Below are 14,008 nucleotides of genomic sequence, written 5' to 3'. Positions count from 1 at the left end.
GGTTCCCTTTGGACCCCGCGTGGGCGGTCTGAAAACGAAAGGGGCCTCGCGGCCCCTGTTAAGTCAAATCGAGTCGTAGCCGGCCTGCAGGGCCTCGGCGTTCTTTGGGATCATGTGGCTGTAGTGCCCCGGTATAACGTGGGACAGGGCCTCCTTGATCCTTTCCAAGGGCAACACCCCGGTGGCCTTGGCGTAGGCGCCCAGAGCCACCATGTTCACCATGCGGGAGTTGCCCACCTTCTCGGCGATCTCGTTGCAGGCAACGGAGTAGGCCTTCACGCGAGGCGTGTCGGCCAGGGACGGATCGCACAGGGATGAGTTGATAACCATGATCCCGCCATCCACCAGGAGCGGCTGGAACTTCTCCAGGCTCGGCCGGTTCAGGGCTATGACCCCCTGGGGGCTCCTGATGATGGGAGAACCGATGTCCTCGTCCGAGAGGACCACGGTGCAGTTGGCCGTGCCGCCACGCATCTCCGGGCCGTACACCGGCATGAAGGTGACGTGAAGGCCATGCTCCATGGCTGCCTGGGCCAGCAGCGTTCCGGCCAGGACCACGCCCTGGCCGCCGAATCCGGCGACGATCACATCGGCGTACATCAGCAGGCTCCGGAGGTTTTGAGGTCCTTGAAAACACCCAGGGGAAAGCAGGGGATAAGCTCGTTCTCTATGCGTTCGTTGGCCTGGACAGGGGTCATCTTCCAGTTGGTTGGGCAGGTGGCCAGCATCTCCACGAAGCCCATGCCCCGGTTCTGCAGCTGAGCTTCGAAGGCATGACGCACGGCTTTCTTGGCCTGGGCGATGTGCTTGACAGAGTTGAGCGCCACCCGGGTGGAATAGACCACTCCGGGCAGGGAAGCCATGATTTCGGCCATGTGTATGGGCGAACCCTCGGTGGAGGAGCACCGTCCTGAAGGACAGGTGGTGGTCTTCTGGCCGATAAGCGTGGTTGGGGCCATCTGGCCTCCGGTCATGCCGTAGCAGGTGTTGTTCACGAAGATGATGGTGATGCGCTCGCCCCGGTTGGCAGCGTGCATGATCTCGGCCATGCCGATGGAGGCCAGGTCGCCGTCGCCCTGGTAGGTGAAGACCACCTTGTCCGGGGATACGCGCTTCAAACCCGTGGCCGTGGCCGGAGCCCGCCCGTGGGCTGCCTCCACCGCGTCAAAGAGCAGATAGTTGTAGAGCAGCACCGAGCAGCCCACGGAGGTGACCATGAGGGTGTTGTCTGCCAGGCCCTGGGAGTCCAGGTATTCGGCTACGATCCGGTGGGCTACTCCGTGCTGGCACCCGGGACAATAGTGGGTGGGAACGTCGGCCACGGACGGGGTGCGCTCAAAAACGATAGATTCGTTCATAGGGTTTCTCCCGCGCAGGCGCGTTCGATGCCATCTTCGAAATAGTCCGGGGTCGGGATGGTGCCGGACAGGGCGCCGAAGAAGTCGGAATCCGAGTGGCCGCGTACGGCCAGACGCACGTCGTCCACCATCTGGCCCAGGTTGTGCTCGATGGTAAGGAAGCGCTTGCCGGAATAGGCCAGGTCTCTGAGCTCCTGATCCGGGAACGGGTACAGGGTGATTGGCCGGAACAGGCCAACCTTGCGTCCTCTGGCTCTGAGCTTGCGGACGGCTGATTTGACGATTCGCCCGATGGAACCGAAGGAAACCACCACCAGATCGGCATCCTCGGTCATGAACTGGTCGGCCCTGGCCCGGGAGCGCATGTCCAGGTACTTGGCGGCCAGACGCCGGTTCACATCGGCCAGCATGCCTTCGGCCAGATACAGGGACCTGAGGATACGCTGCTTGCGGCCTTTGGCCCCGTCGAGCCTCCAGTCGGCGGCTTCGTTGGGATCGGCCGGACGCGGTTCGCGCCGGACAAGGGGTTCCTTCATCTGTCCCAGGATAGCGTCGCCCACCACCAGGACCGGGGTGCGGTATGCGAAGGCCCAATCAAAGGCTTCACGGGTCATGTCGTAGGCCTCCTGGCAGGTGGCAGGGGCCAGGCAGGGGGTGCGGTAGTCGCCGTGTCCGCCGCCCCTGGTGGACTGGAAGTAGTCGCCCTGGGCGGTGTTGATGTCGCCAAGGCCAGGGCCGCCGCGCATCATGTTCACGATGACGCATGGGATCTCGCTGCCCGCCATGTAGGAGATGGCCTCCTGCATGAGCGAAATGCCCGGGCCGGAAGAGGAGGTCATGGCGCGCGCGCCGGAAGCTCCCGCGCCGAGCACCATGTTGATGGCCGCCACTTCGCTCTCGGCCTGTACGAAGGCGCCGCCTGCCTTGGGCAGATGCTTGCTCATGAATTCCGGAATTTCGTTCTGGGGCGTGATGGGGTAGCCGAAGTAGCCCTTGAGCCCGGCGTCGATGGCCCCCATGGACACGGCCTCGTTGCCCTTGACGAAAATACGTCCGCCTTCCATCACGCGGCCTCCTTGCTCTTGCGAGTGCGCCAGACCACGATGGCAAGGTCCGGGCACATCTGGGCGCAGGCAGTGCACCCGGTGCAGGAAGCCAGGCGCTCGGGATCGGATTCAACCACCTTGTAGCCCTGCGCGTTCATGCGCGAAGACACGCGGATGATGTCTTCCGGACAGACGGTTGTGCACAGCAGGCACCCTTTGCAGCGTCCCTCGTCTATGACAATTCGCGACATAGGATTGGTCTCCTTGAAGGCAAACCCGGCCCGGTTAGCGGATGAGCATGGCGTCGCCGTATGAGAAAAACCGGTAACGCTCACGCACGGCATGGGCGTAAGCTTGAGAAATAACAGCCCCTCCGGCCAGGGCGGCAACCATAATCACAAGCGACGAGCCGGGCAAATGAAAATTGGTGAGCATCCCGTCCAGGACGGCGAACGGGCGTCCGGGGCGGATGAAGATGTCGGTCCAGCCGGTGAAGGCCCCGATGCGGCCAGTTGCCGCGTACGCCCCTTCCAGGGCACGGGCCGAGGTGGTGCCCACCGCGAACACCGGGCGCCCTTCTGCCTTGGCCTGGGCAACGGCCAGGGCGGTCTCTTCGGGTACCTCAACGTATTCAGCGTGCATCCGGTGTTCGCGGATGTCCTTGGCGCGAACAGGGCTGAATGTACCATATCCGACGTGCAGGCTCACTTCGGCCCATCCGAACCCTTTGGAAGCGAGGGTTTGGCGAAGTTCTGGGGTGAAGTGCAGCCCGGCCGTGGGGGCGGCCACGGACCCCTGTTTGTCGTCCCTGGCATGAAGGGTCTGGTAGCGCGAGCGGTCGTCCGCGCCATCGGGGCGGCGGATGTAGGGAGGTAGGGGCATGTGACCGATGCGTTCGAATATGGCCTTGAGGCTTCCCTGCCATCGAAGAGTCACCCGGCTGCGGCCGAACTCGCCACGTTCAAGGACGGTAAGCTCCAGCTCATCGCAGAACGTTATGCGCTCTCCCGGCTTGGGTTTCTTGGAGGCGCGTAAAAGGCCTTCTGCCTGGGCCTCTCTCCAAACATCTGATTCTTCGTGGGAAAGCTCCGCCCGGCCTGGGGGCTCGATGAGCGGCAAGGGCGTGAGCAGCAGAAACTCTACGGCTCCCCCTGTTTGCTTGCGCGTCAGTAGCCTCGCGGGAAGCACCTTGGAGTTGTTGGCCACAAGCAAGGCTCCCGGAGGCAACAACTCGGGCAGATCCGTGAAGGAGGCATCCCGTACAACGCAGCGATTTTTCTCCACCACGAGAAGGCGCGAGGCGTCCCGCGTGTCTGCGGGCGCCTGCGCGATCAGCTCGTCGGGGAGCTCGAAGCAGTAGGAGTCGAGAGAGTTTTCGTCTGGCAATGGACTAGCGGCACACACCGAAGCGCACGATCCAGTAGATGGCGGCGATGCCGTCCTTCCAGCCGATTTTTTTGCCTTCGTCGTAGGTGCGGCCATAATAGGAAACTGGCACCTCGTAGACCCTGGCCTTCAATTTGGCCACCTTGGCGGTCAGTTCCGGCTCGATGCCGAAACGGTCGCAAACGATATCTATTCGGTCGAGAAGATCCTTGCGGAAGACCTTGTAGCAGACTTCCATGTCCGTGAGGTTAAGCCCGGTGAAGATGTTGGACAAAAGGGTGAGGAACCGGTTGGCCAGGTAGTGCCAGAAGTAGAGCACCCGGTGCGTGCCGCCCAGGAAGCGCGAGCCGAACACCGCGTCGGCCCGGCCGGAAAAGATCGGTGCCAGCAGGGCAGGGTAGTCGCCCGGATCGTACTCCATGTCTGCGTCCTGGATAAGGATCACATCCTTGGTGGCGACCGCGAAGCCTGTTCTCAGCGCGGCTCCCTTGCCCTTGTTGAAGGGATGGAAGTGCACGAGGACCTTGTCCCGGCCTTGCAGGGACGTAAGGATGTCCCGGGTGCCGTCGGTGGAGAAGTCGTCCACCAGCACCACCTCGTCCACGTCGGGCTGGGAAAGCACGAGGTCCAGTATGTCCAGAATGGTGGCTTTTTCGTTGTAGACCGGGATCACCACGGAGAGAGTCATGCGGGTATCGCTCATGAGGCGAAGTCTATGGGTGAATCTTAGCCCCTCGTCAAGCTCGGCGCGTCGCCTGGTCTTTGCCAACGCCATGCGGTCATGCTACACACTGCATATCACTAGAGTATTCCCGGAGCTTCCCCATGAGCCAAAGCGGTCACCCCTCCTCTGTAAAAAACCTCGTTATCGCCATACTGCTCTTGATCGTCGGGATTCAGGGGTATTTTCTTCTGAAAAGCCCTGAAGTGACGAAGCAGGAACAAGCTTCGAGTCAGACTAGCACCCCAGCATCGGGGCAGAAGGCTCAGGCGCCGGAAAAGGGCCAATCCGCGAATTCCGGAGCGGTGGAAGCGGTTTCCTTCCAGCAGCGGCGGGACGAGGTTTTCATCGCCTTCAACAAGCCCGTTGGCGAGGAAGAATCCTCCGGTGACATTTCCAACCCGCCCTTCGACATCGACCCGCCGGTGCCCGGACAGTGGAACTGGATGGGACCTTACGTGCTCAAGTTCAAGCCGTCCGGCAAGAACGCCTTCGACCGATCCACCACGTACACCTTCACGGCCAGGTCCGAGCGGTTCCTGCCCAAGGGCGAAACACTTGCAGGACGCACGGTATTTGACATCAAGGGATACGGTTTGCGCGTTTACGAATGGAACGTCGAGCTGGACCCGGTATCCGGAAAGCCTGGGCAGTACTCCATCGTTTGGACGCTTCGTTTCAACGGAATGGTCAAGCCCAAGGACGTCCTGCAGGGTTTCAAATTGATCGACCCCAAGCTCGGGGACGCGTCGCCGGTGGCGTTGACAGCGAGCCAGGAAGACGAAGAGGGCTCGAGCTCGCTCAAGCTGGTGAGCGCCCCGGTGGTGGGCGAGGCCAAGGCGCGGACGTTCACCCTGCTTGGCGATAAGGACAAGATCGTCTCCATGGAAGGGTCCAAGCTCGAGCAGACTATCGTCCTGTCCGTTCCAGTGGTCCATTCCATGGCGCTGGAAGCCTTTGCTCCCAAGAAGCAGGAGCGGGAATCGCAGGCTTGGCTGTTCACCTTCTCAGCCAAGACCGATCCGGAGGAGTTCAAGCGGCGCGTGATGATCGAACCGGCCGTGGAGAATCTTTCGATCAGCTCAGAGTCAGGCGCGGGTATTCTGGTTTCCGGCGGATTCAAGCCCGGGGCTGCCTATTCGGTCACCTTGCCCAAGGGGCTCACGGCATTAAGCGGCGCAGCCCTGGAAAAGGACGCCAAATTCAGCCTCAAGATCCCTGATCTCGCGCCCTCGGCCAAGTTCGCCCAACAGGGCATGTATCTGCCCCGCAGCGGCTCGCGCAACGTGGCCGTGGAATCGGTGAACGTCAAAGCCGCTCAAGTTCAGATCGAAAGGGTGTACCGTAACAACATCTTCTTCGCCCTCAACTATTACGACTACTCGTTCTACAACGACGAAGGCTATCCCGAAGAGGTCCTGCCCTACCTGGGAGACACCCTGGACAACTTCAGCATGCCGCTGAAAGCCCCTCGCAATCTTCCTCAGGTGACCCCCCTGAACGTGGAGGAGCACGTCAAAGGCCAGGAGCCTGGCCTGTATAAGATCACGGTTTCAGCCGAGGGACGTAGCGGTCCCGGCGGGCAGAAATGGATGCTGGTCACGGACCTGGGAATCGCAGCCAAGCTGGGCCACGACGACCTTCTGGTCTGGGTTGCATCTTATAAAGATGCGTCTCCGGTGGCCGGGGCCCGGGTGAAGGTGGTCTCCACCAAGAACCAGGTTCTCTTCCAGGGCGTCACCGACGCCCGGGGCGTCTGGCGTGCCACGGGCCTCGCGGACCTGCCCGAGGACAAGCAGCTCTTCATGGTCACTGTGGAAAAGGACACCGACTACGCCTTCATGCAGTTCGAACGCTTAAAGACCGACATGACCGGGTATGACATCTCGGGAGTGGAAGTGGCCCAGGCCGGATACCAGGCCTTCCTCTGGGGTGAGCGCGACATCTACCGCCCCGGAGAGACCGTATCCGGGGCCGTGGCGGTGCGGGACACCAAACTGGCCACCCCTCCGCCCATGCCTGTCAAGCTTCGCTGGACGGATCCCCAGGGGCGGGAACTGGCCGTGGAGAACGTGAAGACCGACACCCAGGGAATGGCGCTTTTCAGCCGGACCATCCCGGTGCATCAGTTGACCGGGCCGTATATTCTCGAGGCTCTGGCCGGTGACGAACCAATCGGCCAATACCGGTTCGAAGTGGAAGACTTCAAGCCGGACCGCATCTCCACCGAGGTCAAGCCGGAAACGGAGAGGGCCTCGCCGGGCAAGGATCTGGCCTACGCTGTGGAGGGGCGCTACCTCTTCGGTGCTCCGGCTGCCGGGCTCGCTGTGGAGACCCAGGTGAGCCTGACCCCGGCGCCGTTCACTCCCAAGGGATACGAAGCCTACGTGTTCGGCGATCCCGAACGGACTTTTGATCCCATCACCATGCCCCGAGAGAACGGCTCGCTGGACGACGAAGGCCGGGCGACGTTCAAGGCTGCCATCCCCGAAGGGCTTAAGCCTCCGGCGGCGCTGGTGGCGGTGATATCCGGGCGGGTGAGCGAAGCAGGTGGGCGTGGTGTGGCAGCCAGGGTGAAGATGCTGGTGGACGCCTATCCGCGCTATCCTGGCATAAAGAAACTTGGTGAATCCGGTCTCAAACCGGGCCAGCCCCAGGTGTTCGAGTATGTGGTGGTGGACGGACTGGGCCAGGAGGCGCAGGCGACCACTCTGGTGGCGGAACTCTACGAAGATCGCTGGCAGACCGTGCTCAGGCGTTCCGATGACGGCCAGGGATTCAAGTACGAGACCAAGCGAGACGCCAAACTGGTGGAGCGCCGGGAGATAGCCAATGCCGGGTCCAAGGGGCAGGTGAGCCTGACACCGCCCAAATTCGGCAGTTACCGTCTGGTGCTCAAGGAGCCGGCAACCGGTGCGGCCGCACAGCTCGGCTTCTGGGCCGAGGGACAGGGGTACAACCCCTGGGCCATGGAAAACGCGGCCAAACTGGAATTCGTCTCGGCCAAGGCCGACTATCTGCCTGGCGAAACGGCCAAGCTCCAGGTCAGGGCGCCATTTCCCGGCAAGCTGCTGCTCACCGTGGAGTCGACCGGCGTCCAGGACGTGATCCTGGTGGACCTGCCGGCCAATACCGGCGAGGTGAGCGTACCCATCAAGGCGGGCTACAGCCCCAACGTGTATGTAACGGGCGTTCTGGTCCGAAAGGGCGCGGACGTGCGCCCCGGTGAAACCGGGCGCGCTTTCGGCTCAATCTCTGTTGGCGTCGGCCGCGAGGCCGGGCGCCAGAAGGTGGCCATTCTCGCGCCAGAGCAGATACGCCCCAAAACACCTCTGACCATCATCGCCCAGGCTGATCCCGGGGCCGTGGTGACCCTGTCCGCCGTTGACGAAGGCATCCTGCAGCTCATCGCCCAGAAGACCCCGGACCCCTGGGCGTCGTTCTACGCCAAGCGCGGCCTGGAAGTATCCTCCTTCGACACCTGGGCCATGCTCCTGCCGGAAGTGAAATCCCAGGTCGCCAAGTCTCCGGCGGGCGGCGATGACTGGAGCCGCTATCTGCGAACCGAATCACCCCAGGGCGACAAGTCCGTGGCCTTCTGGTCCGGTCCGCTCAAGGCTGATGCGCGCGGTCGGGTGCAGTGGACCATCGACGTTCCGCAATTCCAGGGCGCGCTCCGGGTGATGGCCGTGGCTGTCAGTGGTAACCGCTTCGGCTCGTCCCAGCACATAACACGGGTGCGCAGTCCGCTGGTGCTCCTGCCGACGTTCCCGCGCTTCGCCCAGACCGGTGAGACCATGCGTCTGCCCATGACCATACGAAACGACACCGGTTCCGACGGATCATTCAGTATACGGCTTGAGGCATCCGGTGCCATGGCTGTTGCCAAGGTTCCTGAACCCGTGGCCATCCCCAAGGGCAAGGAACGGACCGTGTTCGTGGCGGTGAAGACCAGCTCGACTGAGGGAGTGGCTACGCTCTCGGTTGCGGCATCGGGTAACAGCGAGACAACGGACGCACGCACAGAGTTGTTCGTGCGCTCTCCCCTGCCGGCGGTCAGCAGCATACTCGATGGTGCAAACCAAGGCCAGGAAGTGGACTTCCCGGCCGCAAGCGCCCAGGGTCTCTTGCCTGGGACCGTTACCAGGGACCTGCGCATTGGGCGCTTCCCGCTGGTGCGCTACTCGGGCAAGCTCGACGCGCTTCTGGGCTACCCGTACGGCTGCATGGAACAGACCGTGTCCAAATCCTTCCCGCTTCTGTACTTCGCCAATCTGGCCCGGGAGCTTGAACCAGAGGCCCTGGCCAAGTCCTCTCCCGAGGCCCAGGCCCAGGCCGGAGTGAGCCGGGCCCTTTCCATGCAGCTGCCTTCGGGCGGTTTCGGCATGTGGCCGGGCAGTTCCACGGAACAGGAGTGGGCCTCGGTGTATGCCTCGCACTTCCTGTTGGAGGCCTCGAAGGCCGGGTACCAAGTGCCGGGCAAGATGCTTGAGCAGGCTCTGGCCTGGATCGCGGACGCGGTGAAGGCCGAACACAAGGGCGGAGGTCTTAAGACCCAGGCCTACGGACTCTACGTGATCGCCAGGGCCGGAAAGCCAGACCGGGGCATGATGGATCATATGCGCGACAAATTGGCCGGGCAGCTCACGGCGGACGCCAAGGCCCTTCTGGGCGCGGCCTATGTGGCCGCCGGAAACGCCAAGGGAGGCGAACGGCTGCTGACTGGTCTCGGGGAACCGGTCCCGGCACCACGCCAGGACGACATCTTTGATTCGACCTTGCGTTCCCAGGCCTTGAAACTTGCGGCACTTGCCGATGCTGACCCTGCCGGCCAGGAAACGGCCAAGACCGCCAGGGAACTTACGAGGCTACTGGATTCCGCTAAGTTCTGCTCCACCCAGGAATCCGGCATGGCGTTCATGGCCCTGGGCAAGCTCTTCGCCAGGCAGCAGGCCTCGCCGGCATGCGGCGGCCAGGTGGTCTCAGACAGCAAGCCCCTGGCCCGTTTCGACACAGCCAAAACCCTGGCTCTCAAGGGAATAAAGGACCAGGGCGGGCTGCGCCTGTCGCTGGATCAGGGTTGTCAGCCCGGTTCGCTGTTCTACACCTTGGACACCCGTGGCGTGCCTGAGCTTGCCAGCTACAAGCCTTTTGCCCAGGGAATAGATGTTAAACGTGAGTATTTGAGCCGCGACGGCAAACCCCTGGACATGGCCAAACTGCCCCAAGGTTCGGTGGTGGTCGTGAAGACCAGCGTCCGGTCCACCTCCGGGCAACTGGCGCATGTGGTGGTGTCGCAACTTATACCTTCGGGGCTCGAGGTGGAGAACCCTCGCCTGGCCACCACGGACCGCCTGCCCTGGATGGCGGATGAGCCCGCTGCCACCACCTACGCGGACTTCCGCGCGGACAGGGTCAACGTGTTTTTGGACCTGCCCGAGAACAAGACCGTGGACATCTACACACTCTGCCGGGCTGTGATACCGGGCAACTACGCCCTGCCGCCGGTTCAGGCCGAGGCCATGTACTATCCCGAGATAAAGGCCTCGACCGGGCTTGGAACCCTCGCCGTGGAGGGCGGGGGCGAGTAAGGAGACGGCGGCTTGTCGCGTGATATTCGGCCCGGCCTCTCCGCTGACCATGAGGGAGGGGCCGGGTCTGTTTCCCTTAAGCCCCTTGGTTTTGGAGGCAAGCTCCAGCCGGAAGGGAGGCAATCGCACTCCAAGGCCAAGAGAATCATGACGCGTCTGTGCGGCGCGGCGTGTCTGGCGGTCTGTGCGTCAGCGGGCGTCTTTTTCCTGTTGGACCGGCTGTATCCCTTCCCTGTGGAGCGTCTGTCGCCACCCCATGCCACTGTGGTAACTGGTTCCAAGGGCGAACCAATCCGCTTCTTTCTGGCCAGGGACCAATACTGGCGCTTTCCAGCGAATCTTACGGATATAGCCGACATCTACCTTGATGCTGTGCTGGCCAGCGAGGACCGGCATTTCTTCAGCCATCCCGGGGTGAATGTTTTTTCGCTTATCAAGGCGGCGGCGGCCAACGTGGCTGCCGGCAGGATCGTCCGGGGCGGTTCCACCATCACCATGCAGACGGCCCGTTTGGCCGAACCCAAGGCCCGCACCTTCACCTCCAAGGCAATCGAGTGCTTCAGGGCGTTGCAGCTCGAGCTGCGCTATTCCAAGCGGGAGATTCTCTGTTTTTACGTCAATCTGGCCCCGTTCGGGGGCAACATAGTGGGAGTGGGCGCTGCCAGCTGGTTCTACTTCGGCAAGTCGCCTGACAAGCTCTCCCTGGGAGAATCGGCATTGCTTGCCGCCATCCCCCGTTCTCCACGCCGCTTCCAGCCGGTACGCCATCCCCAGGAAGCGCGTCAGGCCCGGGCTGGGGTGCTCGCGGCCATGGTTTCTTCCAAGGCTGCAACCAGGGAACAGGCTCTGGAAGCTGCGGGCCAGCCCTTGCCCGAAAAATTCATGCGTCCTCCGCTGGTGGCGCCACACCTGGCTCAGATGGCTTTGGCTCAGGTTGGGCGCGCCCCATATGTCCGCACCACCGTGGACTCTCGCATTCAGGAGTTGGCCCGGCAGGCGGCCCGGTCCCGGCTGGTGGAACTGCGAACCCAGGGAGTCGGGAACGCGGCCGTGGTTGTACTGGACGTGAAGACCCGGGACGTACTGGCCCTGGTGGGTTCAGTTGATTTCCTGGACGAATCGCGCCGGGGCAAGGTGAACGCGGCCACAGCCCCCCGTTCTCCAGGCTCGGCGCTCAAGCCCTTCCTGTACGCCCTGGCGTTCCAGGACGGTTTGGTCGCCCCGGAGAGCCTTCTCCTGGACATTCCGATTACCCTGGGTGCCTACGATCCGCACAACTACGACGGCTCATACCGGGGCCGTGTGGAGGCCCAGGAAGCGCTCATATATTCCTTCAACACGCCGGCAGTGCGTCTATTGGCCCAGGCTGGACCGGATCGGTTCCACAAGCTGCTCCTGGACGGAGGTCTCAAGAGCCTGAGCAAGCCAACAACCCATTACGGCCTCTCCCTCATATTGGGAGGAGGCGAAGTGAGCCTTCTGGATCTGACCAACCTGTACGCCACCGTGGCGCGCGGAGGCATGCACGGTCCATCCTCGATTTTAGACCGCATCCGTGGCGGGGAGAGACGGCTACTTTCGCCTGAATCGTGCGCCTTGGTCACGGACATTCTTTCACGTCTGGAGCGCCCGGATCTGCCGGGCGGGGCGGATCGGGCCTCGGGCTTGCCCGTGGTGGCCTGGAAGACAGGCACCTCCTTTGGCCACCGCGACGCCTTTGCCGTGGGATTCTCGGCCCGCTATGCAGTGGGGGTCTGGGCTGGCAACGTGGACGGCAAACCGGTGAAGGGGATCTCCGGGGCCCGCCAAGCCGCACCGCTTCTTTTCGACATCTTCAGGGCCATAGAGCCGGATGGTTCTGGCTTGCCGCGTACAGAGGGGCTCAACTTGGCTGAAACGCAGGTGTGCGCCCTGTCCAGACAGCTGCCGGGTCCGGACTGCCACCAACGAGTGAAGATGACTGTGATACCCGGGGTGACGGTGATTGGGGAGTGCGCGGTGCACAAGCGCATACTGGTGGACGCGGTCACCGGCCGGCGAGTGGCCGGGGCGTGTCTGGACGGGCGCAAGGTCCGCCAGGAAACGGTCATCGAATATCCAGCGGAACTCACCGCCTGGTGGCGCCTGGGGGGGATGCCCGTGCCGGAGATGCCGGAACCAAGCCCGGATTGTCCGGAAGCTATGGCTGGTATGGGGCCACGCATCACCTCTCCCAAGGCTCAGGCGGTCTATAAGCTTCGTCCGGGCAGCCCGGACCAGTTCCAGCGGGTTGGGATTGCGGCTCAGGCCGGGCAGGACGCGGGCGAGCTGCACTGGTTTCAGGACGGGGTTCTTGTGGCTTCCAAGGAGGCTGGGGAGCCGTACTTCCTGGAACTTACGCCGGGGCAGCACCGGCTTATGGTGGTGGACAGCCGGGGACGTTCGGATTCAATCCGATACATGGTGGAATAAAAGAGCAGACGAAAATTGGTGCTGATATCGCATGGAAATGCCAATATTTCAAAGACGTTTGGCTCACTGACAATCAAGGTCGTCTGTCTATAAATCTGAATCTACAGAATTTTTTAGATTGGCATCGAGGTTGCCTGTGGAAAGCGCTCCATTCGGGGCGATAATTTTTTGGAGGATGTCCATGCCATTTCGTTTGCTTCTGTTCCTTGCCTTCTTGTTTCTTGCCTGCGTCAGCGCCATCCCCGCCAACAGTCAGCCCTTCGTGTCCGTCCGGGAGGACTGGGGTCGCAATTTTCAGGCGGCCGGGGTGGACGGGACTCTGGTGCTCATGAAGCAAGGGGCCGGCAAAATGGAGGTTTACAATACAGCCCGGGCACGCACAGGGTATTTGCCAGCGTCCACCTTCAAGATACTGAACAGCCTGATTGCCTTGGAACCGGGGTGGCCACCGGGCCGGAAACCGTTTTTCCCTGGGATGGCAAGCAGCGCTCTTTGGCCGCCTGGAACAAGGACCTCACTTTGAGCGAAGCCTTTGCGGCTTCCAGCGTGCCTGTTTACCAGCACATCGCCAGGGCGTTGGGCAAGGAGCGGATGGCACACTACGTTGAGGCGGCGAAGTACGGCAATGCGGACATAGGCATTGAAGTGGACACGTTCTGGCTGGAGGGGAATCTCCGGATTAGCGCGATGGAGCAGGTCGATTTTCTGCAGCGTCTTTATGAGGAGCGGCTGCCGTTCTCAAAGAAGTCCATGGACGTGGTGAAGGAGATGATGGCCCAGGACAAAGGGCAGGACTGGGTCATCAGGTCCAAGACCGGCTGGGCGGCCAGGGTCGAGCCTAACGTTGGTTGGTGGGTTGGGTGGCTTGAGCGCAAGGGCGAGGCGTGGTTCTTCGCATTGAACATCGACATGGCTGGTCCCGAGCAGGCCAAGGCCCGCAAGGACGTGATGATGGCGGTGCTTAAGGGGGAGGGGCTTCTGCCGTAGCACTCAGGGCGAGCCTGACGCTTTCGACAAGCTACGGAGTGAGCCTGTCGGCATGTAATACGAAAAGCCCGAGCGAATCGATTCACCCGGGCTTGAAAAAAACGTCCGTTTTGCCAGCTTAAGAAGCCTGGGCCAGGTTGCGGCTGCGCTTCTTCAGGCGGTTCACCTTGCGGCGGATGATGTCCTTTTCCTTGCGGGAGGTGCCTTCGGCGGCCTTCTTGGCGCGCAGCTCCTTCATCTGAGCCTTCATGGTCAGAATCTGAGCCTTGTAGGGGCTCACGCTGTCCTTTTCCTCTGTGATGCCCAGAACTTCCTTGATCGCGGCGACCAGCTGGTCTTTGTCCATGCCGGAAGCGCCCTGAATCATGGGGAGCTGGTTGATGACAAGATCGCGCAGTTCCTTGGCGGTCATCTTGTCCAGGGGCTTTTTCAGTTCGATAGTGATCTCTTCGGCCATTGTGTCCGCCT

General features: G+C 62.2%; 10 protein-coding genes. 3 read left to right on the top strand and 7 right to left on the bottom strand.

The features are described from left to right. Positions 1–63 precede the first annotated feature (63 nt). The 6 genes from HY795_07585 to HY795_07560 are packed head-to-tail and all read right to left on the bottom strand — an operon-like array spanning position 64 to position 4,478. On the bottom strand, positions 64–606 hold the full coding sequence (locus HY795_07585; protein MBI4805081.1) for a 2-oxoacid:acceptor oxidoreductase family protein: 543 nt from the start codon (positions 604–606) through the stop codon (positions 64–66). After that, complete coding sequence (locus HY795_07580; GenBank protein MBI4805080.1) at positions 600–1,358, bottom strand: 2-oxoglutarate oxidoreductase; 759 nt, start codon at positions 1,356–1,358, stop codon at positions 600–602. Before HY795_07580 ends, HY795_07585 begins: the two co-directional genes overlap by 7 nt. Beyond that, complete coding sequence (locus tag HY795_07575) at positions 1,355–2,422, bottom strand: 3-methyl-2-oxobutanoate dehydrogenase subunit VorB (GenBank protein ID MBI4805079.1); 1,068 nt, start codon at positions 2,420–2,422, stop codon at positions 1,355–1,357. The genes HY795_07580 and HY795_07575 overlap by 4 nt, the downstream gene beginning before the upstream one ends. Beyond that, positions 2,422–2,655 (bottom strand): 4Fe-4S binding protein, encoded by a 234-nt coding sequence (locus tag HY795_07570; protein ID MBI4805078.1) that lies wholly within the window; start codon positions 2,653–2,655, stop codon positions 2,422–2,424. Before HY795_07570 ends, HY795_07575 begins: the two co-directional genes overlap by 1 nt. Before the next feature lie 34 nt (positions 2,656–2,689). Further along, on the bottom strand, positions 2,690–3,886 hold the full coding sequence (gene queA, locus HY795_07565) for a tRNA preQ1(34) S-adenosylmethionine ribosyltransferase-isomerase QueA (protein MBI4805077.1): 1,197 nt from the start codon (positions 3,884–3,886) through the stop codon (positions 2,690–2,692). Next, positions 3,795–4,478, bottom strand: coding sequence for a glycosyltransferase family 2 protein (locus HY795_07560; protein ID MBI4805076.1), 684 nt, complete (start codon positions 4,476–4,478; stop codon positions 3,795–3,797). The genes queA and HY795_07560 overlap by 92 nt, the downstream gene beginning before the upstream one ends. A 137-nt stretch (positions 4,479–4,615) precedes the next feature. Here HY795_07560 and HY795_07555 point away from each other — a divergent pair, with 137 nt between their 5' ends. The 3 genes from HY795_07555 (at position 4,616) to HY795_07545 (ending at position 13,540) form a co-directional block, all read left to right on the top strand. Further along, positions 4,616–10,102 carry an alpha-2-macroglobulin family protein gene (locus HY795_07555; protein ID MBI4805075.1) on the top strand — a complete coding sequence of 1,829 codons (5,487 nt, stop codon included), beginning with the start codon at positions 4,616–4,618 and terminating at the stop codon, positions 10,100–10,102. 12 nt (positions 10,103–10,114) lie between these two features. Next, the gene (pbpC, locus tag HY795_07550) at positions 10,115–12,553 is read left to right on the top strand and encodes a penicillin-binding protein 1C (GenBank protein MBI4805074.1); all 2,439 of its coding nucleotides are present in this window, start codon (positions 10,115–10,117) and stop codon (positions 12,551–12,553) included. A gap of 441 nt (positions 12,554–12,994) precedes the next feature. Beyond that, positions 12,995–13,540: a class D beta-lactamase gene (locus tag HY795_07545; GenBank protein MBI4805073.1), complete on the top strand. Its 546-nt coding sequence runs from the start codon at positions 12,995–12,997 to the stop codon at positions 13,538–13,540. A 118-nt stretch (positions 13,541–13,658) separates the two neighbouring features. Here HY795_07545 and HY795_07540 read toward each other — a convergent pair whose 3' ends face one another. Next, complete coding sequence (locus HY795_07540) at positions 13,659–13,997, bottom strand: hypothetical protein (GenBank protein ID MBI4805072.1); 339 nt, start codon at positions 13,995–13,997, stop codon at positions 13,659–13,661. Positions 13,998–14,008: the final 11 nt, after the last annotated feature.

The sequence above is a fragment of the Desulfovibrio sp. genome, assembly GCA_016208105.1.
Lineage (GTDB): Bacteria > Desulfobacterota > Desulfovibrionia > Desulfovibrionales > Desulfovibrionaceae > Fundidesulfovibrio.
The sequence above is the reverse complement of the archived record's forward strand: the minus strand, read 5'-3'. Positions and strand labels throughout refer to the sequence as shown.

Bases quoted from the DNA above. Each gene is read 5' to 3' on its own strand.
- HY795_07580 (MBI4805080.1), bottom strand. From the start codon at position 1,358: ATGAACGAATCTATCGTTTTTGAGCGCACCCCGTCCGTGGCCGACGTT.
- HY795_07575 (MBI4805079.1), bottom strand. From the start codon at position 2,422: ATGGAAGGCGGACGTATTTTCGTCAAGGGCAACGAGGCCGTGTCCATG.
- HY795_07570 (MBI4805078.1), bottom strand. From the start codon at position 2,655: ATGTCGCGAATTGTCATAGACGAGGGACGCTGCAAAGGGTGCCTGCTG.
- queA (MBI4805077.1), bottom strand. From the start codon at position 3,886: ATGGCCGCACCTACGACGAAGGCAAAAAAATCGGCTGGAAGGACGGCA.
- HY795_07560 (MBI4805076.1), bottom strand. From the start codon at position 4,478: ATGACTCTCTCCGTGGTGATCCCGGTCTACAACGAAAAAGCCACCATT.
- HY795_07555 (MBI4805075.1), top strand. From the start codon at position 4,616: ATGAGCCAAAGCGGTCACCCCTCCTCTGTAAAAAACCTCGTTATCGCC.
- HY795_07540 (MBI4805072.1), bottom strand. From the start codon at position 13,997: ATGGCCGAAGAGATCACTATCGAACTGAAAAAGCCCCTGGACAAGATG.